Source organism: Pseudomonas sp. PvP089 (genome assembly GCF_017875165.1).
GTDB classification, from domain to species: Bacteria; Pseudomonadota; Gammaproteobacteria; order Pseudomonadales; family Pseudomonadaceae; genus Aquipseudomonas; species Aquipseudomonas fortuita.
This window is the reverse complement of sequence record NZ_JAGGME010000001.1, coordinates 3,136,874-3,157,333: the sequence shown is the minus strand read 5'-3', so window position 1 is coordinate 3,157,333 and position 20,460 is coordinate 3,136,874. Positions and strand designations below refer to the sequence as shown.

At 64.2% G+C, this 20,460-nt stretch carries 21 protein-coding genes and 1 riboswitch; of the genes, 11 read left to right on the top strand and 10 right to left on the bottom strand.

Features of this window, described 5'->3' with window-relative positions:
- Positions 1–242: 242 nt before the first annotated feature.
- On the top strand, positions 243–509 hold the full coding sequence (locus J3A71_RS14475; protein WP_013972506.1) for a hypothetical protein: 267 nt from the start codon (positions 243–245) through the stop codon (positions 507–509).
- Positions 510–615: 106 nt separating this feature from the next.
- On the opposite strand, the gene J3A71_RS14470 is transcribed toward J3A71_RS14475, so the two are convergent.
- From J3A71_RS14470 to cobW, 4 genes are all read right to left on the bottom strand, one after another.
- Positions 616–1,182 (bottom strand): VWA domain-containing protein, encoded by a 567-nt coding sequence (locus J3A71_RS14470; protein ID WP_096426145.1) that lies wholly within the window; start codon positions 1,180–1,182, stop codon positions 616–618.
- A gap of 101 nt (positions 1,183–1,283) precedes the next feature.
- Positions 1,284–2,306, bottom strand: coding sequence for an AAA family ATPase (locus J3A71_RS14465; RefSeq protein ID WP_096426146.1), 1,023 nt, complete (start codon positions 2,304–2,306; stop codon positions 1,284–1,286).
- Position 2,307: 1 nt separating this feature from the next.
- Positions 2,308–6,069, bottom strand: coding sequence for a cobaltochelatase subunit CobN (gene cobN, locus J3A71_RS14460; protein ID WP_096426147.1), 3,762 nt, complete (start codon positions 6,067–6,069; stop codon positions 2,308–2,310).
- 3 nt (positions 6,070–6,072) lie between these two features.
- Positions 6,073–7,140 carry a cobalamin biosynthesis protein CobW gene (gene cobW, locus J3A71_RS14455; RefSeq protein WP_016487376.1) on the bottom strand — a complete coding sequence of 356 codons (1,068 nt, stop codon included), beginning with the start codon at positions 7,138–7,140 and terminating at the stop codon, positions 6,073–6,075.
- 99 nt (positions 7,141–7,239) lie between these two features.
- Positions 7,240–7,457: riboswitch (cobalamin riboswitch) on the bottom strand.
- Between the two features lie 101 nt (positions 7,458–7,558).
- On the opposite strand from cobW, the gene J3A71_RS14450 reads away from it, so the two are divergent.
- The 4 genes from J3A71_RS14450 to J3A71_RS14435 all read left to right on the top strand — a co-directional run bounded on the left by J3A71_RS14450 (position 7,559) and on the right by J3A71_RS14435 (position 11,252).
- On the top strand, positions 7,559–7,936 hold the full coding sequence (locus J3A71_RS14450; RefSeq protein ID WP_016487377.1) for a glyoxalase superfamily protein: 378 nt from the start codon (positions 7,559–7,561) through the stop codon (positions 7,934–7,936).
- Positions 7,933–8,292, top strand: a complete 360-nt coding sequence (locus J3A71_RS14445; RefSeq protein ID WP_096426148.1) for a hypothetical protein — start codon at positions 7,933–7,935, stop codon at positions 8,290–8,292. The genes J3A71_RS14450 and J3A71_RS14445 overlap by 4 nt, the downstream gene beginning before the upstream one ends.
- A 226-nt stretch (positions 8,293–8,518) precedes the next feature.
- On the top strand, positions 8,519–10,096 hold the full coding sequence (locus tag J3A71_RS14440; protein ID WP_096426149.1) for an ATP-binding cassette domain-containing protein: 1,578 nt from the start codon (positions 8,519–8,521) through the stop codon (positions 10,094–10,096).
- 136 nt (positions 10,097–10,232) lie between these two features.
- Positions 10,233–11,252, top strand: a complete 1,020-nt coding sequence (locus J3A71_RS14435) for a branched-chain amino acid aminotransferase (protein WP_016487380.1) — start codon at positions 10,233–10,235, stop codon at positions 11,250–11,252.
- Positions 11,253–11,416: 164 nt separating this feature from the next.
- On the opposite strand, the gene J3A71_RS14430 is transcribed toward J3A71_RS14435, so the two are convergent.
- Positions 11,417–11,854, bottom strand: coding sequence for a multidrug/biocide efflux PACE transporter (locus J3A71_RS14430; protein WP_023048341.1), 438 nt, complete (start codon positions 11,852–11,854; stop codon positions 11,417–11,419).
- A 92-nt stretch (positions 11,855–11,946) separates the two neighbouring features.
- Between J3A71_RS14430 and J3A71_RS14425 the strand changes: the two genes are divergently transcribed.
- The 3 genes from J3A71_RS14425 (at position 11,947) to J3A71_RS14415 (ending at position 14,069) form a co-directional block, all read left to right on the top strand.
- Positions 11,947–12,801, top strand: coding sequence for a LysR family transcriptional regulator (locus J3A71_RS14425; RefSeq protein ID WP_096426960.1), 855 nt, complete (start codon positions 11,947–11,949; stop codon positions 12,799–12,801).
- A 263-nt stretch (positions 12,802–13,064) separates the two neighbouring features.
- Complete coding sequence (locus tag J3A71_RS14420) at positions 13,065–13,268, top strand: hypothetical protein (protein WP_096426150.1); 204 nt, start codon at positions 13,065–13,067, stop codon at positions 13,266–13,268.
- Between the two features lie 81 nt (positions 13,269–13,349).
- Positions 13,350–14,069, top strand: a complete 720-nt coding sequence (locus J3A71_RS14415) for a TorF family putative porin (protein WP_016487384.1) — start codon at positions 13,350–13,352, stop codon at positions 14,067–14,069.
- A gap of 31 nt (positions 14,070–14,100) precedes the next feature.
- Here J3A71_RS14415 and J3A71_RS14410 read toward each other — a convergent pair whose 3' ends face one another.
- From J3A71_RS14410 to J3A71_RS14400, 3 genes are all read right to left on the bottom strand, one after another.
- Positions 14,101–14,511 carry a RidA family protein gene (locus J3A71_RS14410; protein ID WP_209952979.1) on the bottom strand — a complete coding sequence of 137 codons (411 nt, stop codon included), beginning with the start codon at positions 14,509–14,511 and terminating at the stop codon, positions 14,101–14,103.
- Positions 14,512–14,611: 100 nt separating this feature from the next.
- Entirely contained in the window at positions 14,612–14,824 is a 213-nt protein-coding gene (locus J3A71_RS14405) for a PLD nuclease N-terminal domain-containing protein (RefSeq protein WP_016487386.1), read from the bottom strand.
- 193 nt (positions 14,825–15,017) lie between these two features.
- The gene (locus J3A71_RS14400) at positions 15,018–15,488 is read right to left on the bottom strand and encodes an FAD/FMN-containing dehydrogenase (RefSeq protein WP_096426151.1); all 471 of its coding nucleotides are present in this window, start codon (positions 15,486–15,488) and stop codon (positions 15,018–15,020) included.
- Positions 15,489–15,646: 158 nt separating this feature from the next.
- On the opposite strand from J3A71_RS14400, the gene J3A71_RS14395 reads away from it, so the two are divergent.
- Positions 15,647–16,654, top strand: coding sequence for a GlxA family transcriptional regulator (locus J3A71_RS14395; protein WP_016487388.1), 1,008 nt, complete (start codon positions 15,647–15,649; stop codon positions 16,652–16,654).
- A gap of 7 nt (positions 16,655–16,661) precedes the next feature.
- Here J3A71_RS14395 and J3A71_RS14390 read toward each other — a convergent pair whose 3' ends face one another.
- A complete protein-coding gene (locus tag J3A71_RS14390; RefSeq protein ID WP_016487389.1) occupies positions 16,662–17,333 on the bottom strand; it encodes a TetR/AcrR family transcriptional regulator in 672 nt (223 codons plus the stop codon).
- Positions 17,334–17,503: 170 nt separating this feature from the next.
- Between J3A71_RS14390 and J3A71_RS14385 the strand changes: the two genes are divergently transcribed.
- Positions 17,504–18,388: a DMT family transporter gene (locus J3A71_RS14385; protein WP_096426152.1), complete on the top strand. Its 885-nt coding sequence runs from the start codon at positions 17,504–17,506 to the stop codon at positions 18,386–18,388.
- Positions 18,389–18,395: 7 nt separating this feature from the next.
- On the opposite strand, the gene J3A71_RS14380 is transcribed toward J3A71_RS14385, so the two are convergent.
- On the bottom strand, positions 18,396–19,280 hold the full coding sequence (locus J3A71_RS14380; protein ID WP_016487391.1) for a hypothetical protein: 885 nt from the start codon (positions 19,278–19,280) through the stop codon (positions 18,396–18,398).
- 196 nt (positions 19,281–19,476) lie between these two features.
- Here J3A71_RS14380 and J3A71_RS14375 point away from each other — a divergent pair, with 196 nt between their 5' ends.
- On the top strand, positions 19,477–20,457 hold the full coding sequence (locus J3A71_RS14375; protein ID WP_096426153.1) for an aliphatic sulfonate ABC transporter substrate-binding protein: 981 nt from the start codon (positions 19,477–19,479) through the stop codon (positions 20,455–20,457).
- Positions 20,458–20,460 lie beyond the last annotated feature (3 nt).

Genomic DNA, 20,460 nt, shown 5'->3' with positions numbered 1-20,460 from the left:
CTGTCTGTTGACGCATTTTTTTACAATGTCCCACGGGAATTTTCGCACTTTAACGACATCCCATGGCGGCGCAGGCAATAACGGATTCAAGCCTGACAAAAAATTTTACACCTAATGTGTGACTTGCCCCCAGAGGACGAGCATCAGTACACATAACCCCGCGCTGCAATTCGCAACCCTTGAGGCGACCTTGAAGCAACGCGGACTCACTTCGATGTTTGGGACCATAGAGAGACCGAACCATGAATGCCCCGCTCCGTGTCAACGAAGCACTGCTGATTGCCGACCACGCCTTCGAACCTTTCCAGTGCGTAGCCTGGGATGCACCCAATGGTACTGGTGAGCTGAGCCTGGCAGTGATCGACCGGACCAGCACCCGCATTGGCAGCAAGCAAGTGTCGTCGCGTATCTACTCCGACCCTGCCCAGTGGGCCAGCCTGATCGAAGAAGTGCGCGCCGAACTGTGCGAAAAAGGTTACGACCTGCAACCGTGGTCGATGCCAAAGTAACAGTGCCCGGCAAACCAAGTGCGTGCAGCGCCACGCACTTGGTCAAATACAAAGTTGCTGTTCTGGCAACTTTCACAGTTGCGACACAGTGTCGCAACCCTGCTGTTCAGTCCACGACTTTGAACTGTTGCAAGTGCTGATAATCGGCCTGCAGTTGTTCGGCCAGCTGTTGCGCACGCCCAACACGTACCGGCGCCAACTCCATGTCCACCACCAACGTTGTACAGGGCATGGGTTGTACGGCGTTCCAGTGCTGAAGGCGACCATCGGTAAACACCAGGCAGCGTACTGCTTCATCCGGATGGGCGCGCTGGCGCGCCTGTAGCCAATGCCGGGCCTGTTCCAGCGCAGCGATCAGCGGCGTGCCGCCACCGGCGCCCAAAGCCTGCAGCCATGGCTGCAAGGCTGCCGAGGCCTTCAGGCCGTGGCGCTGCCACTGCGGTGTGCGCCCGCTGGCGGTCAGCAAGGCCAGGCGGGCGCGCTGGCGGTAGGCCTGGTCGAACAGTGCCACCAGCAGCCCTTTGGTGTGTGCCAACGCCTGATGGCGGCGGGTCGAGGCCGACGCGTCGACGATCACCAGCCACAACTCTGCCGGTTTAGCCTGGCGTTGTTGCCAGCACAGGTCCTGGCGTAGCCGTGGCCGCCCTTTGAGCAAGGTCGGCAGCCAGGCCACCCGGCCGCTTGCTGCACTGCGCGCGCGGCCACGGCTGGCGCCGTTCTGCTTGCCTGCGCCCGCTTTGGCATCCGCCCCTTTTGCAGGTGACTGGGGGATGCTCAGGGCTTTTTTGCCCAGTTCGGCACCTCGCGACGTGCGCCGCTGGCCACAGGTTGCGCCGGCAATGCCCCCCAGTCGCCCTGCCCGCCCTGTTCACCCGCGTTGCCAGCGCTTTGCTGGCCTGGCTGCTGGTCAGGCGGCTGCGGCGCCGACGGCGGGTTGGCCTGGGGCGTAACGCGGCGGCGATGGCGCAAGGCGAACTCGGCCACCGCTTCGACATCCACTTCTTCGATGGCCGCACAGCCGCGCCAGGCGCAGTGGGCGCGTGCCGCACGCAACCACACCAGGTCGGCGCGCAACCCGTCGACGCCGGCGGCGTAGCAACGCTCGGTAATCCAGGCCAGCGCCTGGTCATCCAGGGCAATACCGGCCAGGGCATGGCGCGCCGCCTGGCAGCGCTCGCGTAACTGCGCCTGGGCCGCGGCCCATTGCGTGCAGAAAGCCCGCGGGTCACTGTCGAAGGCCAGGCGCCGGCGAATGATCTGCTGACGGGCCTCCGGCTCAGGCAGGCCCTCCAGTACCACGTTCAGGCCAAAACGGTCGAGCAACTGCGGGCGTAGCTCGCCCTCTTCCGGGTTCATGGTACCGATCAGCACGAAGCGGGCGCTGTGCCGGTGCGAGATACCGTCACGCTCGATGCGGTTGGTGCCACTGGCAGCCACATCGAGCAACAGGTCGACCAGTGTGTCGGGCAGCAGGTTGACCTCATCGACATACAGCACGCCGCCGTCGGCCTGAGCCAGCACGCCCGGGGAAAACTGCGCCCGGCCCTGCCCCAGCGCGGCATCCAGGTCGAGGGTCCCGACCAGACGTTCTTCACTGGCGCCCAGTGGCAGGGTGACAAACGGGCCCTCGCCGAGCAGGTCGGCCAGGCCACGGGCCAGCGTGCTCTTGGCCATGCCACGCGGCCCTTCGATCAGCACGCCGCCGATTTTCGGGTCGATGGCGGTCAGGCACAGCGCCAGCTTCAGGTCGTCGGCACCGACCACGGCGGCCAGCGGAAATTGCACGGGTTCACTCATTTCAAGCCTGTTCCTCGCCGTCGAGCAGTTGTTCCTCAAGGGCCTCGCGGTACTCGCCCGGCGCCTGCCACAGCCCGCGCTGCTGGGCCTCCAGCAGGCGCTCGGTAAGGTCGCGCAGGGCCTCGGGGTTGTGCTCGCGCATAAAATCACGGGTCGCCGGGTCGAGCACGTACGCATCGGCCAGCCCCTGGTAATGATGGTCGTCGATCAGGTGCGTTGTGGCATCGAAGGCGAACAGGTTGTCGACCGTCGCCGCCATCTCGAAGGCCCCCTTGTAGCCGTGGCGCTTGACCCCGTCGATCCACTTGGGGTTGAGCGCGCGGGCGCGGATTACCCGGTTCAGCTCTTCCTTCAGGGTACGGATGCGGGGACGGTCTGCCTGGCTGTGGTCGCCGTGGTAGCTGGCCACCGGCGCCCCGGACAAGGTTTCCGACGCTGCCAGCATGCCGCCCTGGAACTGGTAGTAGTCGTTTGAGTCGAGCAGGTCGTGCTCGTGGTTGTCCTGGTTCTGCAGCACCGCCTGCACCTTGGCCAGGCGCTGGGCGAACTGGGCGCGGGCCGGGGTGCCGTCGTCGCTGCCGCCGTAGGCGTAGCCGCCGTGGTTGAGGTAGACCTCGGCCAGGTCGTCGCGGCTGTGCCACAGGCGCCCGTCGATGGCGTTCTGCACCCCGGCGCCATACGCACCGGGTTTGGCGCCGAACACCCGCCAGCCCGCCTGCCGCGCGGCCTGCTCGGCGTCCAGCCCTTGCGCCAGCAGCGCGGCACGCTCGCTGCGTACCCGGGCGGCCAAGGGGTTGAGGTCGTCAGGCTCGTCCAGCGCGGCCACCGCCTGCACGGCGGCATCGAACAGACGGATAAGGTTGCCGAAGGCGTCGCGGAAAAAGCCGGAAACGCGCAAGGTCACATCCACCCGCGGGCGGTCGAGCAGGCTCAGCGGCAGTATTTCAAAATCGTCAACGCGCTGGCTGCCGGTGGCCCATACCGGCCGCACGCCCATCAGCGCCATGGCCTGGGCGATGTCGTCGCCGCCAGTGCGCATGGTGGCCGTACCCCACACCGAGAGGCCAAGCTGGCGCAGGTGATCGCCGTGGTCCTGCAGGTGGCGTTCAAGGATCAGGCTGGCCGAGGCGAAACCCAGGCGCCAGGCCGTGGTGGTGGGCAGGTTGCGCACGTCCACGGTATAGAAGTTGCGGCCGGTGGGCAGCACGTCGAGGCGGCCACGGCTGGGCGCACCGCTGGGGCCGGCAGGCACGAATCGCCCGGCCAGCGCCGCCAGCAGGCCGTTCATTTCAGCAGCGCCGCAGGCATCCAGGCTGGGCGCCACCGCTTCGCGCAAGGCGTGCACCACGTCACGCACCGGCTGCCATTCGCTCGGTTCAGGCAACTGCAGGGTGCCGCCCAGCGCTTGCTCGATCACCTGCTGCGCCAAAAGCTCCAGGCGCTCGCGGGTATCGCCACAGGTGCGCCAGGGTTGACTGCTCATGGCCAGAAGCTGCTCAGGGCGTTCGCCCTGCCAGGGCAGCCCAAGCTCACAATCGAGCGGGTCAAAGCCTGGCACCAAGGCCTTGGCCAAGGCGCGCAGCAGGCTGGCATTACCACCACGACCGTCGCCGCGCTCAACCCGCAGCAGGGCCAGCAGCGTATCCAGCCGCAGCCGCCCCTCTGGTGACTGGCCAAACACATGCAGGCCATCGCGAATCTGCGATTCCTTCAGGTCGCACAGGTAAGTGTCCAGGCGCGGCAGCCAGACGGCGGCATCATCCAACTGCCCTTCCAACTGCAGCTCGCGGTCGATGTGGTTGACCTTGACCAGTTCGAGGATGTCGCGCTGCAACTCGCGGGCACGCCGCGGATCGAGTAGCTGCGCTTCGTAGAACTCGTCGGCCAGTTGCTCCAGGTGGCGCAACGGGCCGTAGGTTTCGGCACGGGTCAGCGGCGGCATCAAGTGGTCGATGATCACCGCCTGGGTACGGCGCTTGGCCTGGGCGCCCTCGCCCGGGTCGTTGACAATGAACGGGTAGATGTTCGGCAGCGGGCCAAGCAGCGCGTCCGGCCAGCACTGCGCCGACAAGCCGACGCCCTTGCCGGGCAGCCATTCGAGGTTGCCGTGCTTGCCGACATGGATCACCGCGTCGGCGGCGAACGCGTGGCGCAGCCAGAAGTGGAACGCCAGGTAGCCGTGCGGCGGCACCAGGTCGGGGTCGTGATACACCGCGCTGGGGTCTACCTGGTAGCCCCGGGCGGGCTGGATGCCGACGAAGGTCAGCCCAAAGCGCAAGCCGGCCACCATCAGCCGGCCGCTGCGGTACATCGGGTCCTGCTCGGGCGGCCCCCAGCGCTCCAGCACTGCCTGGCGATTGGCCTCGGGCAAGCGCTCGAAGGCGGCCTGGTAGTCGGCCAGGCTCAGGCTCTGGGCGCAAGGGCGCTGGTCGAGGTGGTCAAGGTCGTTGGTCACGCCGCCGAGCAGCTGGTGGATCATTTGCGTGCCGCTGCCCGGCAAATCGGCCAGCGGATAGCCTTCGGCCTGCAGCGCCTTAAGAATGTTGAGTGCAGCAGCGGGCGTATCCAGGCCGACGCCGTTACCGATGCGGCCATCCCGGGTCGGGTAGTTGGCCATCACCAGGGCCACGCGCTTCTCGGCATTGGGCAGGCGCGCCAGCTCGACCCAGCGCCGGGCCAGCTCGGCGACAAAGTCCATACGCTCGGGGTGGGCGCGGTAGCACACCACGTCGGACTGGCTGCGCTCGCTGCGCCAGGCCATGTCCTTGAAACTGACCGGGCGGGTGATGATGCGCCCGTCCAGTTCGGGCAAGGCGATGTGCATGGCCAGGTCGCGCGCACCCAGCCCCTGTTCGCTTGCTTCCCAGCCGGGCTGGTTGTCCTGCGCGCAGATGGCCTGCAGCACCGGAATGTCACGGCGGAACGGGCGCAGGTTGGGCCGTTCGGGGCTGGACAGGGCAAAACCGGTGGTATTGACCAGCACTTCGGCACCGACTTCGTCCAGCCAGGCTTCGACCTGGTCCAGGCAGGCGCTTTCCTTTAGGCTGGCCACGGCAATCGGCAACGGGTTCAAGCCAGCGGCTTGCAGGCGCTGGCAGAACACGTCGATGAACGCGGTGTTGGCCGCCTGCAAATGGGAGCGGTAGAACAGCAGCGGCGCCACCGGGCAATCCGGGTGCCAGTGCGGGTACCAGTCTTCCAGTGCCACACTGCCCTTGGCCGGGTGATACACAGCGGTGCGCGGCAAGGGTTGCGGCTCGTCCCAGGCATAATCGCGGCCCAGCCACTGGTTGGCCAGGCAGTTGTACAGGTTGATGGCATTGGCCTTGCCGCCTTGGCGCAAGTAGTACCAGAGGCGCTCGGCCTGCTCGCCACTGACGGTGCCAAGGCGGGTCAGTTCCGGGTCCGGTCGGTCATCGCCTGGTACCAGAATCAGCTGCACGCCCCGGGCAGCCAGCTCGACCAGTTGCTCGACGCCATAGCGCCAGTAACCGACGCCGCCGTGCAGCGACACCAGGATGACCTTGGCGTGGCGCAGCACCTGGTCGACATACAGGTCGACCGAAGCGTGGTTCTGCACCTGCATCGGGTTGGCCAGGCGCAGGCTGGGGAAATCCTCAGGCAGTTGCTCGGCCGTATCGGCGAGCAACGCCAGGTGCGAATCGCCGCTGCAGAGAATCACCAGTTCGGCGGGTGTCTGGCCAAGGTCGGCAATACTGTCGTCCGGCACGAAGCCGCCGGGCTGGGTCCGCAGCAGGTGCACGGGTCAGGCGCCCAAGGCCTGGCGCAGGCGCGCTTCCAGCTGGGCAGCGTCGAGTTCCTGGCCGATCAACACCAGGCGGGTGATGCGCGGCTCGTCGGCACGCCAGGCGCGGTCGAAGTGTTTGTCGAAACGGGTCCCCACGCCTTGCACCAGCAGGCGCATCGGTTTGCCCGGGATGGCAGCGAAGCCCTTGGCGCGCAGGATGCCGAACTCCACCACCAGCTGGGTCAAGGCGTCGAGCAACAGGCTTTCGTCAGCCTCCGGCAGGTCGATGGAAATGGAGTCGAAGGCGTCGTGGTCGTGGTCGTCATGATCGTCGCCATCGTGGTGCGAATCGTGGTGGGTACGGCGGCCATCGATGTGCGCCTCGGACTCGGCGCCCACACCCAGCAGCACCTCCAGCGGCAGCTTGCCACTGCTGGCCTCTACCACCTTGACTGCCGGCGGCAGTTCTTCGGCCACTTCGGCGCGCACCTTGGCCAGGCCTTCGGCGTCGATCAGGTCGGCCTTGTTCAATACCACCAGGTCGGCGCTAGCCAGCTGATCGGCGAACAGTTCGTGCAGCGGCGATTCGTGGTCCAGGTTAGGGTCGAGCTTGCGCTGGGCATCGACCTGGTCCGGGTAGGCGGCGAAGGTGCCGGCAGCCACGGCCGGGCTATCGACCACGGTGATGACCGCGTCGACGGTGCAGGCGTTGCGGATTTCCGGCCACTGGAAGGCTTGCACCAGCGGTTTGGGCAGGGCCAGGCCACTGGTTTCGATCAGGATGTGGTCCAGGTCGCCACGGCGTGCCACCAGCTCGCGCATGACCGGGAAGAACTCTTCCTGCACGGTGCAGCACAGGCAGCCGTTGGCCAGTTCATAGACGCGGCCGCTGGCTTCTTCTTCGGTGCAGCCGATGCTGCACTGCTTGAGGATTTCGCCGTCGATACCCAGTTCGCCGAATTCGTTGACGATGACCGCAATGCGACGGCCCTGGGCGTTGTCGAGCATGTGGCGCAGCAAGGTGGTCTTGCCCGAGCCGAGGAAGCCGGTGACGATGGTAACGGGGAGCTTGGCCAGTGTTTTCATGTCGCATTGCCCTTGGCAGAATGGCGCGGGCATGCAGGACGACAGCCGCGGACCAGGCCGGCCGGGCTTGTTCGCCACCGGATCACCCCGCCCGGTTGAAAGTCGAAAACGTTGCGAGGCAGGTCTCCTGGCTTGCACCGTTCCAGCTCCCCGTTCAGTTGAACGGCGGGCTGGCGGGATGACGCCTTCCCGCGCATTGGCGCAGTGGCTGTGTCGATCCGTTGTCAGTGCTTACAGTTGCGGGGGCAGCCGCGGCTTGTACCGCGTTCCCGTCTTAGCTTCGGCCTGGCCGAAGAACCTCGAAGTGGCAAGGCTACGCAGTGGCTGGCGGGTGGTCAACCATTGCTGCGGGGCTTGCCGACAACTCTTGGCGGCACTGCGGTACAGTGGCGACTTTGCCCACTGTCAAGGACGCCCCATGCTCCTCGCCCCCGCCATCCCGGTACTGCGCATCTTCTCGGTCGACAAGGCCAGGGAGTTCTACATGGATTTCCTCGGTTTCAGCCTGGACTGGGAGCACCGCTTCAGCCCGAACCTGCCGTTGTACATGCAGATTCACCGCGATGGCCTGATCCTGCACCTTACCGAGCACCATGGCGATGCCTGCCCCGGCTCTACAGTGTTTGCCCGCCTCGACGACCTGCGGGCGCTGGAGCATGAACTGCAAGGCAAACAGTACGGTTACGCCCGGCCCGAAGCCGAGCGCCTGGACTGGGGCCTGCAGATGCAGGTGTGCGACCCGTTCGGCAACCGCCTGCGCTTCTGCCAGCAGATCGATGACGAGGCCAACCTGTGAAGGCGCTGGGCAAACGCGAAATGGCCCGCCTGGAGCGGGAGCTGGTAGCGTGCCTGACGGACGCCTGTGAAACCGCCAAGACAGAAATCGTCGGGTTCACCTGGCTCACCCATCGCCTGGACCCTGAGAACTTTCCGGCCAGCCTGCGTATTACTTGGGTGTTTGAACAAGAGGCCGAGAAAGTCGCTGCAGTGGCGGGTGAAGCAAAGGCACGCATGCTGGCGCTGACCCGTCAGGCGTTGGACCACGCCGGCATACAACTGGATCACCCGGCCTGGCATGTACGGTTTGACAGCGAAGAGGCCTGCAAACAGAGCCACGGAGGCGACTGGGCCAAGCGCTTGACGGGACGCTGAGCCCAGGGCCAGACAAGATCGGGCGCCGCTCGCGCGGCGCATCGCCAGTGCAGGAAACCCATACACGGCGGGCGGTACTTTACCCGCCCCCAACGGGCCGTTAGGCTACGCACTCCCCCAGTACGAGGTATTCGTCCAATGCGCCATTAATGCCGCCGTCCATTCGACGGCCAGTCTTCAGCCTCCGGTTTGCTCCGGAGATGTCGCGGCATTTGTGGAGTTGTGCATGACGAACACGTCGATCCTGACGCTGGACAGCGTCTCTTTGGCCTTGCCTGATGGCCGGCTACTGTTTACCGACCTCAACGAAACCTTCGACCAACGGCGTACCGGCCTGGTCGGGCGCAATGGCGTGGGCAAGAGCCTGCTAGGGCAGGTTCTGGCCGGCCAGCGTGCACCGAGCAGCGGCCAGTGCCGGCGCCTTGGGCCTGTCCATCTGCTGAATCAGCAGGTAATCGAGCGCAGCGCCACGCTTGCCGACCTGGCCCAGGTGGGGTCGGTGGTTGCGGCGCTGGAGCGCATCGAGCAAGGCAGCATCAACCCCCAGGATTTCGACACCGTCGGCGAGCGCTGGGATATCCGCGAGCAACTGCAGATGCACCTGCAACGCAACGTCCTGAGTCACCTTGACTGGCGCCAGCCCGCACGCAGCCTGAGCGGCGGCCAGGCTATGCGCGTGGCGCTGGCAGGCGCATGGCTCAGCGGTGCCGACTACCTGATACTCGACGAACCGAGCAACCACCTGGACAGCGACGCCCGTGCCCAATTGCTGAGCATGATCGAGGCCTGGGACCGAGGTTTGCTGGTGATCAGCCACGACCGCAGCCTGCTGGCGCACATGGCGCGCATTGTCGAACTGTCGAGCCTGGGGTTACAGGCCTATGGCGGCAACTACGGCTTCTATGCAGCACAAAAAGCCAGCCAGGTGGCGCAGGCCCAGCAGCAACTTGCCCGGCTCAAGCAGCAGCAACAACGCCAAGCCCGTGAACTGCAGCGCCAGCGCGAAGACCTGGAACGCCATCAGGCCCGGGCCGGGCGTCAAGCCAGGCATGCCAACCAGGCCAAGATCCTGGTCGACCGCCAGCAGGAGCGCAGCCAGGCCACGGCGGGCAAGCAGCACCGCGACCATCGCGACGCGCGGCAAGCATTGCTGGGCAAAGTGCATGACGCCGCCCGCGAGGTCGAGCAAGCCACTGCGATTACCTTGCATGCTCCCACGCCCCAGCGTCATGCGGGCCGCGAAGTGTTGGCGTTGCAGGCACTTCGCTTGCCCAATGGCACCCGCAAACCGCTTGACCTGCGCTTGTGCCTGGGCCAGCGGATGGGCCTGGTCGGCGCCAACGGCAGTGGCAAGTCCACGCTGCTAAGGCTGCTGAACGGGCAATTACCGGCATCACCACACACTTTGCGCCGCCGTGGCGAAACCGCCCTGCTCGACCAGCACTGCAGTACCTTGGCAGGCCACAGCAGCGTGCTCGAACACCTGCGCAGGGCCAACCCGGTGCTGGCCCAGGGCGAGTTGCGCAGCCGCCTGGCACAACTGGGTCTGGATGCGGCCCGCGTCGAGTTGCCCAGCAGCCTGCTCAGCGGCGGCGAGCGGATGAAGGCAGCACTTGCTGCCGTGCTGTACCGCGAGCGGCCACTCGACCTGCTGTTGCTGGACGAGCCCGGCAACCACCTGGACTTGCCGTCACTGGCAGCCCTGGAGCGCATGCTCGGGCAGTTTCGCGGGGCGCTGATGGTGGCGTCCCATGATGCGGTTTTGCTGGAAAACCTGGCACTGGATGAGTACCTACGGTTGTAGGAACCGAAAAAAAAGCATCGCAGGCTATCAATTCGTGACTGGCCGTTCCCGATCCGCGACGGATGTATTATGGTGACGTGGTGCGCATATAACAGCAGCCCGAGCGATCGGGCACTTGCAAGACAATGAGGGTGTCATGAGCAACGAAAGCATTAACTGGGACAAGCTGGGTTTCGACTACATCAAAACCGACAAACGCTACCTGTCCGTATGGCGCAATGGCGAGTGGGATAAAGGCACCCTGACCGACGACAACGTGCTGCACATCAGTGAAGGCTCCACGGCCCTGCACTACGGCCAGCAATGCTTCGAAGGCCTGAAGGCCTACCGTTGCAAGGACGGCTCGATCAACCTGTTCCGCCCGGACCAGAACGCCGCCCGCATGCAGCGCAGCTGCGCCCGCCTGCTGATGCCCCATGTGCCGACCGATGTGTTCATCGAAGCGTGCAAGCAAGTGGTCAAGGCCAACGAAAAGTTCGTACCACCGCACGGCAAAGGCGCCCTGTACCTGCGCCCGTTCGTGATCGGCACCGGTGACAACATTGGCGTGCGCACCGCCCCCGAGTTCATCTTCTCGGTCTTCGCCATTCCGGTTGGCTCGTACTTCAAGGGCGGCATGAAGCCGCACAACTTCCAGATTTCCAGCTTTGACCGCGCCGCCCCACAAGGCACCGGCGCCGCCAAGGTCGGTGGCAACTACGCTGCCAGCCTGCAGCCGGGCGCTGAGGCCAAGAAGGCCAACTTCGCCGACGCCATCTACCTCGATCCGTTGACCCATACCAAGATCGAGGAAGTGGGTTCGGCCAACTTCTTCGGCATTACCGCCAACAACGAGTTCGTTACCCCGAAATCGGCCTCGGTACTGCCAGGCATCACCCGCCTGTCGCTGATGGAACTGGCGCAGTCGCGTCTGGGCCTGACCGTGATTGAAGGCGACGTCGAAATCAGCAAGCTGGACCGCTTCATCGAAGCCGGCGCTTGCGGTACCGCTGCGGTGATCACCCCGATCGGCGGTATCGAGTACAACGGCAAGCTGCACGTGTTCCACGACCTGGAAAAAGTCGGCCCGGTTACCCAGAAGCTCTACAACGAGCTGACCGGCATCCAGAGCGGCGATGTTGAAGCGCCGGCAGGCTGGATCGTCAAGGTGGCCTGAGCTGTATCAGCTGTATAAGAACGGGGCATGCCAGCAATGGCATGCCCCGTTTTTGTTGGATGACTCACGGTCCCTGTGGGAGAGGGTTTACCCGCGAAGCAGGCACCGCGGTGGTTGGCACCGGCTATGCCGGTGTTCGCGGCTAAAAGCCGCTCCTACAGGGTCTACAGGGAACGCGCGAGGCGGCGCTGCATCAGCAGGTGCCGGGCTTTATCGAACGCCCAGTTGTACAACACGGTGTAGGGCAGAATAATCACGAAAAAGCCCAGCTCTACCATGAACGCCTGCAGCAGCGAGATATCCAGCATCCATGCCGCCACCGGCAGGCACCACACTACCAGCCCAGCCTCGAAGCCCAGGCCGTGCACGAAGCGCCCACTGGCCTTCCAGTTGATGCGTTCGGTCTGCACCCAGCGGTCGATCAGCGCGTTGTAGACCATGTTCCAGAGCATGGCGATAACCGACAGGGTTACCGCCAAGGCACCCGCAGTCGCCAGCGACTTGCCCATCACCCAGGACAACAGCGGTGCACACAGCAGCACCGCGAATGCTTCGTAGCCCACGGCGTGCACCAGGCGTTCGGTAAAAGAGACCGTTTTCATTGCAAAATCCATCCATTGCGTGATTCGTGGTTCCCATGTTCTTTGATATAACTGATACTCGCGACATAGCTACCATCGGTTTTATCAATACCATGCGCTACTCGCCCGAAGCTCTGGTCGCCTTTGTCGAAGCCGCATCGCTGGGTTCGTTCTCTGCTGCAGCGCGCAAATTGCGCAAAAGCCAATCCACCGTCAGCATCGCCATCGCCAATTTCGAGGCTGACGTAGGCTGCCCCCTGTTCGACCGTGGCGGCCGCCACCCCACGCTGAACGAAGCGGGCCGGCAGGTGCTGAGCCATGTCGAAGCGATCCTGGACGCCAGCGCCCAGCTTGATGCCCTGGCGGTCAGGTTGGCGCAGAACGTCGAGGCGCTGGTCTCGGTGGTGATGTCGGACAGCTATAGCGTCACCTTCCAGGGTGCGGTGATGGCACGCTTCGCCCAGCACTACCCGTACACAGAACTGCGCTGCGGCCCGGCCGAAGACGCCGATGTGATCGAAATCATCCAGCAGGGCCTGGCCCAGGTCGGCATCCTTGCGACGCAGCCCAGCTACCCCGCCGACGTTGCCGTAGCGCGCTTGCCCGAGCAGGCGGAGTTCGGTGTGTATGTGGCCAGCGGCCACCCGCTGGCGGGCCTGGAAACGGTGCAAGCGCAACACCTTGAAAACGCACGGCAGCTGTACATCAAGACCTATGCCCCCAGCCTGCACCAAGGCCGCGGCCAGGCCTGGTCGGCACCGGATTACCTCACTCTGCTGGAGTTTGCCGTGCGCGGATTCGGCTGGGCCGAACTGCCCAGGGCGCTGGTGACACGGTTTGGCAACGAGCTGGTGGAGTTGCAGATAGCGGGTTACCCGCGCCGGGTGGACATGGATGTAGCCTGGTCGAGCCGGCGGGCGCTGGGGCCGGCAGGGCAATGGCTGGTACGCCAGATGCTGGGGCAATAGGCCTCTTCCACGTTCTGGATTCGGGGTCCTGGCCCAGGGTAGCGAGCAGCGGCGGGAAGGCGCCCAGCGCTTGCACGCTCGGGTCCCGGTTTTGGCACTGATGCTTGCGTCAATAATGACTATCGAACAAGGCGATTTCTACTGAGCGGCCCACCTCACTAACCTGGCTCCATCGATTCGAACCTGGCGAATCCCCTGCATCCCGGAGCTGCTCGATGACTACCTAGGCCCGCTTCTTCCTCGCTATCCTGGCCACAACCTGCATGGCTGTACTGGCTGGCTGTGCCAACCACCCTGAGCTGCGCGCGTACAGCGCCGAAGAAACCCGCCAAGTGCAACTGGAAGCGTTGCAGCGCCGCGGTCTGTCCCTGGACGATTACGAGCAGCAACGGCGGGTGGTCCAGCGTGCCGGCAACCTGCCAGTGGTGACCGAAGTTGCCGATGCAGACCGTTCGACCAAAGGCTGAGTCGGCCACGCTACGGTTCCCTCCTTGAACCTGCGCAGGTATGCTCTACCGCTCAACCGCAAGCCTTCCAGGACGGAGACCATGACCAGGCCCTTTCTGTTGCTGAGTGCTGCATTGCTATTCAGCCCAGTGCTGCTGGCCCAGCAGATAAAACGCGAACTGGGCGACTTCGACTTCACCCTCGGCACCACACCCTCGCGCAGCATGGCCCAAGGCCTTATCTCACCCAGTGCCGTCGGTGCATTCCACGGTGGGCTCGACTTCAACCATGCCAGTGGCTGGTACCTGGGCCAGTACGCCCCCAGCATGGGTGTTACCCCCAACTCGACCCTGCGCCTGGACAGCTACCTGGGCTACAAGCACCATTTCGACAGCAGCCTGGGTTATGAAGTGGGGTTGATCCATTACAGCCAGCCGACAATCGCAGGCCCCGACAGTTATGCCCTGTACGGCGGCATCTCGGTGCTGGGCAACCGCTTCGGCGGCGCGTTGCGCGACAACCCCGGCAACCGCACCGGGACCTTGTTCGCCGACTTTGGCCAACTGCCGCTGTTCGATGTCGACCTCACCGTCAAGCTCGCCCATCATCGCCTGGGCACGCCGTTCACCATTGGCGACGGCAGCCAGGTAAATGGCTTTTCTGACTGGTCGCTTGAGCTGTCGCGGCCTTGGCTTGGTATCGACCTTAACCTTATCTACAGCAACTCCAGCCTCAGTGGCGGCAGTTGCGATGCGTATTCGGGCATCAATACCTATTGCGACAGCGTGGTCACGCTCAAGGCGCAGCGCAGTTTCTTCTAGCGCCTCAATGTCCTGACCACAGCATCCGGCGCTAAAGCGTTGCCACAGCTTCGATTTCCACCAACATGCCATCCAGCGCCAGGCGCGGTACCGGGATCAGTGTGCAGGTCGGTTTCATGTGTGGGCCCCACGCCCTGTCGGCTTCGGCCACCCATTGGCACAAACGCGCTTCGGAGTGCTCGACAATGAGCAGGGTCAGCTTGAATACCTGGGCCAGGCTGGCGCCTCTGGACGCCAGGGCCAGCTCAACGTTCGCCAGCGCCTGACGGGCCTGTTCGGCAAACAATGGCGATAACCGGCCGTTGCTGTCCTCCCCGCCCTGGCCGGCGATGAACAGCAGGCGGCTGCCAGCGCGCACTTCGGCGACATGGGAATAGGCATTGCCACTGGGGTCGTACAGGCCCTCAGGGTTGCCAAGCTGGAATGCGGTTGTTTGGGTCATGACAAGGCCTCACTCGGTTGAAAGAGCGGAGCAGTATCGGACCTTGAGTTAACTTGAGGTCAAGGGCGCAGAGCGCGCCCTGCGCCTGACGCTGGCGCGGTCATTTTTCCTGCAGCACTGCCCTGCCCTTCACCGCCCGCGGCCCACGCCAGGCCCAGAACAACAACCCAGGGAAGGGTGCGTAGACCACGAATACGACCCACAGCATCTTGCGCTCGGCGCGCCGATCACTGCCGATGATGTGCCAGATGGCCCAGATTTCCAGCAGGATGACCAAGGCTGCGATGATGATCCAGATCGTTCCTGTTTCCATAACCACTCTCCCGTTTGGCATGTAATGCGTTGGGTTGCTAGTCGCGCTGAGGGTTCAGATTGATTTGATCACGGGCTCTGTGGGCGCGAGCGCTTCCTGCGAAGCAGGCTGCACAGTGGATGGCACGGGCTTCGCCCGTTTTCGCGGTCCCACAATGACCACGATAGCCTATAGATTTACGAGGTGAATGCCCTCAACGCTGCGCAGCCTTCTCCAGCGCCGCCTTCAACGCTGCGGCATCGGCAAAAGACTGCTGGCTCACCAGCACGCCCTGCTGCAGTTGCAACCACTGCACCTGGCCATCCTGCCCGGAATAACGGCTGGCCACGCGCCCGTCCCGGTCGAGCAGCACCCGGTAGGTGTAATCGCGCATGGCGGGGATGGCGAACAGCTTGCTGATCAGCGCCGGCATGCGCTGGATATCGGCAACAAATACGGCATCGCGCGCCTCGAGGTAGCCCTTGGGCTGCTGGGCCAGCGCCGCCTTGACCAACTTGGCACCGTCCATGTCGCGGGCCACCAGCAGAATGTGCGTGCTGTTATCGAGGCTGTAGGCTTGATCATGCTGGTCGAGCAGCGTCCATGGGGCCAGCTTCTCGCCCGGCTCCAGGGCATTGGCCAGCAGTGGAAGCAGGCTGAACAACAGGGCAATGGCGTACTTCATCTAGGGCGTCCTCAGTGGCAGTGGGCAGCATGGCGGCAATGGGCCAAGGCAGACAGGTTGCCTGAACACGACCTGAAATACGACACGCCCACCCGGGACATTGTCTTTCCCCCGGCCACCGGCCACACTCTGGGACCAGCCAGGAAGCGGAGTCCAGAGTGCCCACGCCACGACAGTTCAGCAAGAAGACCAGCACCAGCAACATGCTGCGGCTCAAAACCAGCAGCGCCAATGCCCAGGCGCCTTACCGGGTCGACTTCGTCCTGCTCGAACACTTCTCGATGGCCAGCTTCACCGTTGCCATGGACGTGCTGGTCACGGCTAACCTGCTACGCGCCGACAGTTTTCAATTCACCCCACTGTCGATGGAGGGCGACCGGGTAACCAGCGACCTGGGGTTGGAGCTGGTCGCCACCGAGCTGTCCGCCGGGGCGCTGAAGGCGCTGGACCTGCTGGTGATCTGTGGCGGCTTGCGCACGCCTCTGAAGTACCCTGAACTCGACCGCCTGCTGGACGACTGCGCCGCCCACGGCATGGCCCTGGGCGGCCTGTGGAACGGTGCCTGGTTTCTTGGCCGCGCCGGGGTGCTGGACGACTATGGCTGCAGTATCCACCCCGAGCAGCGCGCCAGCCTGTCGGAGCGCAGCCCGCAAACACGCATCACGCCGGCCAGTTTCACCCTCGACCGCGACCGCCTCAGCGCCGCCAGCCCCAATGGCGCCATGGAGCTGATGCTGGGCTTGGTGCGCCGGCTGTATGGTGACGGGCTGGCCGAAGGCGTGGAGGAAATCCTGTCGTTCTCCGGGGCTCGCTACCGCCAGGTTGGCCCGGGGGCGAAGAAATCCATGAGCCTGCACCTGCGCACCATCGTCGAGCTGATGGAAAACAACCTGGAAGAAACCCTCAGCCTGGATCAGCTGGCCGCCTACAGCGGGCGCTCGCGCCGGCAGATCGACCGCCTGTTCCAGGCTCAGTTGGGCACCTCGCCACGGCGCTACTACATGGAGTTGCGCATCACCAAAAGCCGCCGGCTGCTGCAGTATTCGGACCTGTCGGTGATGGACGTTGCAGTGGCCTGCGGGTTTGTTTCCGTGTCGCACTTCAGCAAGTGCTATGCGGCATATTTCGGCTACCCGCCGTCGCGCGAGCAACGGCTGGGCGAGTAAACGGCGTTCAGGCGCGGATATAGCGCAATACTGCGTCACAAATCATGGCTTTGTGGCGCAGCTTGACCTGGTCATCAGACAGGTCAATCTGGAAGATCTCGCCAAAGGTGTGGCGGTTGGACACCCGGTAGAAACAGAACGAGCTCATCAGCATGTGCAGGTCGATAACCTCGATGCCGGTGCGGAACACACCTTCCTGCACGCCACGGTGCAGTGTGTTGCCCAGGGCCTCGAGCACCAGGCTGCTCATTTCACGGATCGCCGGCGACTGCTTGACGTACTCGCCGTAATGGATGTTTTCGGTGCAGATGATCCGCACGAAATCGACGTTGCGGTCATGGTGATCGAAGGTGAACTCCACCAGCCGGCGGATCGCCTGCTCAGCCGGCAACGACTCCAGGTCCAGGCTCTGCTCAGTCTTGCGGATATCGCCGTACAGCTTCACCAGGCACTCGCAGTACAGCTGCTCCTTGCTGCCGAAGTAGTAGTAGATCATGCGCTTGGAGGTAGCGGTACGCTCGGCGATGGCGTCGACACGTGCGCCGGCCAGCCCTTGCTGGACAAACTCGTTGATGGCCGCCTGGAGGATGTCCTCGCGCGTTTTCTCGGGGTTGTTCTTGCGCGTTTTGCGCGCCCCCCCGGTTTCAGGCTGGCCAAGGCTCACTACGGAATCACTCATACCCACTCACAGGCTACTTATTGGAATAGCGGGGATTATCCGTGAGCGCGGCCATGCAGGGAAGCACGCTGTTGGTCGAGTAGCCATAATGCATCGCGGCTGGCCGGCCTTGATATTGCGCCCTGCAACCCGCTAGCCTGCCTGCCCCTGCCATGGATGGACCCTGCCTCATGCAACCACGCGATCTCGCCGCCTACCTGTTCCTGGCCATAGCCTGGGGCTTTTCGTTCCTGGTGTTGCTCAAGGTGGTGCATGCCTTTGGCTGGGTGGGCGCGGTCAGCCTGCGGGCACTGATTGCCAGCGGCACCCTGGCGCTCCTGGCAGCCCTGCTAGGCCGCCCAATGCGCCTGCGCCCGCTGCTGGTACCCTTGCTGGTGGTGGGAGCGACCACGGTGGCCGGGCAACTGATCGGCATGTCGTACGCCACCCCACGCATCGGCACCGCGATGGCAGCTATTTTTGTCGCCACCATTCCGCTGTTCTCGATGCTGATCGGGCGGGTCTGGGGCCTGGAGAAAATCACCCTGCAAGGCCTGGCCGGGCTGCTGCTGGGCATTGCCGGCATCGCCATCCTGGTCGGTTTTCCGGCCCGGCCGATTGATGACGACTTCATCCACGGCTGTATAGCGTCGCTGCTGGGCGCCATCAGCGCCGCCTACGGCAGCAATTACGCCAGCCTGCACCTGCGCGGCCAGGACCCGTGGACGGTCACCGGCGGCGCGTTCCTGGCTGGCGGGTTGATGACCCTGCCGCTGTTGCTGGTAGTTCCCGTGCCCAGTGTGCCACAGGCAAGCGACTGGCTTTACCTGTTGATTAGCGGCGCAGTGATGAGCGCGACCACCTACGTACTGTACTTTGGCCTGGTGGCACGTATCGGTGCCACCCGCGCCATCAGCGTGGAGTTCGTGGTCACCCTGGTGGCAGTGCTGGTCGGCGCGGTGTTCCTCAATGAAGCCCTGAGCCTGTTGCAGGCAGCGGGAGGCCTGGTAATTCTGCTTGGTTGCATGCTGGTGCTGGGCCTGCTGCCAGGGCGCGTGCGGCGCCTGCCCAGCTAGCGCCGGCTCAGTCGCGCTGGGCGGTGTCGTGCGTCGGTGGCGGCGTCAGGTGCAGCACGCGGTTACGCCCGCCTTCGGCCAACAGGTAGCCGCCCTTGCCGTCCGCCACGATCGACTGCGGCGCCTTGAGGAAGGTCAGCATGGTGTGCTGGACGCCGTCAGCGTCGATGAGCAACAAGCGTGCGCGGTGGGTGTTGTCTTCGCTGACCCACAGGCCACGCGGGTCACAGAACAGGAAGGTAGGGTTGCGCAACCCCTCGGCCACTACCGGGTCCTGGCCATCGTCGGACAGGGCGCGAACCTTGCCATTGGCTTTTTCGGTGTACAGCAAGCGGCCGTCGTTACAGCGGGCAAGGCCTTCGGTTTCGGTCAGGCCGGAACGCAGCACTTCAAGCTGGCCGCTGGCCCAGTCATAACGCATCAAGCGGCCATTGCCCTTGCGGTCTTCGATGGCATACAGGTGGTCGCCGTCGTTCCACAGCCCCTGCACGCTTTCACCGTCGAACAGGTGGGTAACCTGACCATCGCGGGCCAGGCTCACCGGCGCCTGACCGCCTTCCTGGCTGAACACCCAACCGCCTTGTGCCGCGACCATGCCGTCGGGCTTCGACAGGCTGTCGATAACCACTACGCGGTCGCCTGTCGCGGTGATCTTGAGGATGCTGCCTCGGCCATCATCCAGTTCGCGGCTGACCAGCAGGCTGCCATCCGCTTGCGGCAACAACGATGCGGCCTTGGCCACATCACGATGCAGCACCTGGACATCCCAACCAGCGGCAGCCTGGACCGGGTAGAAACTCTGCCAGGCGAAAAAACCCAAGGTGGCGGCGAGCAAACCGGTAGTGGCAGTCAGGGCGATGCGGGCGCTGCGTTGGCGCAGGAATTGCGGCATGTAGGGCTCCTCGGAATGCCGGGGATGCTAGCAAGCGAATGTGAAAAAAATGTCGAAAGCATGCAAATCGTTACAAAACAAAAGGATATAAAAATAACAAAACAATCTAACGAAACGGAATATAAAAATTGAAAGCCAAACGCCATCTCCTTAGGCTGGGCCCATCGTTTACCACCCGGTCTGAAGGAGCATCCCCATGCCAATCCGTGCCTTTTCCCCCCTGCGCCGCCTGTTGATTGGCGGCCTGCTGGCCAGTGTCGCCAGTGCCCTGCTGCCGTGGTCCGAAGCCCTGGCCGACGACGCCAAGACCCTTCGCATCGGTTACCAAAAGTTCAACAGCATCAACATTCTCAAAGGCAGCGGCGCCCTGGAAAAGGCCCTGGCCCCGCAAGGCGTGAAGGTGAGCTGGCACGAGTTTGCCGCCGGCCCACAGCTGCTCGAGGCCCTGAGCACGGGCGCCATCGACCTCGGCCACGCCGCCGACGCACCGTCGGTGTTCGCCCAGGCCGCCGGCAAACCGGTGGTGTACCTGGCCGCCGAACAGCCCTACCCACGCGGCATCGGCCTGGTGGTACGCGAGCAGGACCACCTGACTGGCGTGCAGGACCTGAAAGGCAAACGCGTGGCCACCGGCCGTGGCTGGAATGCCCAGTACCTGCTGGCTGTCGCCCTGCAACAGGCTGGCCTGAGTTACCAGGACATCACCCCCGCCTACGTCAACAATGCCGCCGATGCCGTGGCCGCCTTGCAGTCGGGAAGCGTGCAGGCCGTGACCCTGTGGGACCCGTTCCTCGCCGCTGCAGAAAGCCAGCCAGGCCTGAAGAACCTGCGTGACGGCAGCGGCCTGTCCAACAACCGCACCTTCTACCTGTCCACCGCCAGCTACGCCGACCAGCACCGTGCGCTGCTGAAAACCTTCTTTACCGAACTGGGCAAAGTCAGCCAGTGGGCCAACGCCAAACCCGCAGAGGTTGCCGCACTGCTGGCCCCGCAGCTGGGCATCAACGCCAACGTGCTTGAAGTGGCCAGCGAGCGCCGTAACTACAACGCCGTGGCCATCACCTCGCAGATCGTCGCCGAGCAACAGAAACTCGCTGACACCTTCCAGGGCCTGGGCCTGATTCCACACAAGCTGCAGGTGGCCGACGCGGTCTACCCGGCTTCCGTATTGCCTTGAGTG

Excerpts from the sequence above, each read along its gene's own strand:
- J3A71_RS14475 (WP_013972506.1), top strand. The coding sequence starts at position 243 with ATGAATGCCCCGCTCCGTGTCAACGAAGCACTGCTGATTGCCGACCAC.
- J3A71_RS14465 (WP_096426146.1), bottom strand. The coding sequence starts at position 2,306 with ATGAGTGAACCCGTGCAATTTCCGCTGGCCGCCGTGGTCGGTGCCGAC.
- cobW (WP_016487376.1), bottom strand. The coding sequence starts at position 7,140 with ATGAAAACACTGGCCAAGCTCCCCGTTACCATCGTCACCGGCTTCCTC.
- J3A71_RS14450 (WP_016487377.1), top strand. The coding sequence starts at position 7,559 with ATGCTCCTCGCCCCCGCCATCCCGGTACTGCGCATCTTCTCGGTCGAC.
- J3A71_RS14440 (WP_096426149.1), top strand. The coding sequence starts at position 8,519 with ATGACGAACACGTCGATCCTGACGCTGGACAGCGTCTCTTTGGCCTTG.
- J3A71_RS14435 (WP_016487380.1), top strand. The coding sequence starts at position 10,233 with ATGAGCAACGAAAGCATTAACTGGGACAAGCTGGGTTTCGACTACATC.
- J3A71_RS14430 (WP_023048341.1), bottom strand. The coding sequence starts at position 11,854 with ATGAAAACGGTCTCTTTTACCGAACGCCTGGTGCACGCCGTGGGCTAC.
- J3A71_RS14425 (WP_096426960.1), top strand. The coding sequence starts at position 11,947 with ATGCGCTACTCGCCCGAAGCTCTGGTCGCCTTTGTCGAAGCCGCATCG.
- J3A71_RS14420 (WP_096426150.1), top strand. The coding sequence starts at position 13,065 with ATGGCTGTACTGGCTGGCTGTGCCAACCACCCTGAGCTGCGCGCGTAC.
- J3A71_RS14415 (WP_016487384.1), top strand. The coding sequence starts at position 13,350 with ATGACCAGGCCCTTTCTGTTGCTGAGTGCTGCATTGCTATTCAGCCCA.
- J3A71_RS14410 (WP_209952979.1), bottom strand. The coding sequence starts at position 14,511 with ATGACCCAAACAACCGCATTCCAGCTTGGCAACCCTGAGGGCCTGTAC.
- J3A71_RS14405 (WP_016487386.1), bottom strand. The coding sequence starts at position 14,824 with ATGGAAACAGGAACGATCTGGATCATCATCGCAGCCTTGGTCATCCTG.
- J3A71_RS14400 (WP_096426151.1), bottom strand. The coding sequence starts at position 15,488 with ATGAAGTACGCCATTGCCCTGTTGTTCAGCCTGCTTCCACTGCTGGCC.
- J3A71_RS14390 (WP_016487389.1), bottom strand. The coding sequence starts at position 17,333 with ATGAGTGATTCCGTAGTGAGCCTTGGCCAGCCTGAAACCGGGGGGGCG.
- J3A71_RS14385 (WP_096426152.1), top strand. The coding sequence starts at position 17,504 with ATGCAACCACGCGATCTCGCCGCCTACCTGTTCCTGGCCATAGCCTGG.
- J3A71_RS14380 (WP_016487391.1), bottom strand. The coding sequence starts at position 19,280 with ATGCCGCAATTCCTGCGCCAACGCAGCGCCCGCATCGCCCTGACTGCC.
- J3A71_RS14375 (WP_096426153.1), top strand. The coding sequence starts at position 19,477 with ATGCCAATCCGTGCCTTTTCCCCCCTGCGCCGCCTGTTGATTGGCGGC.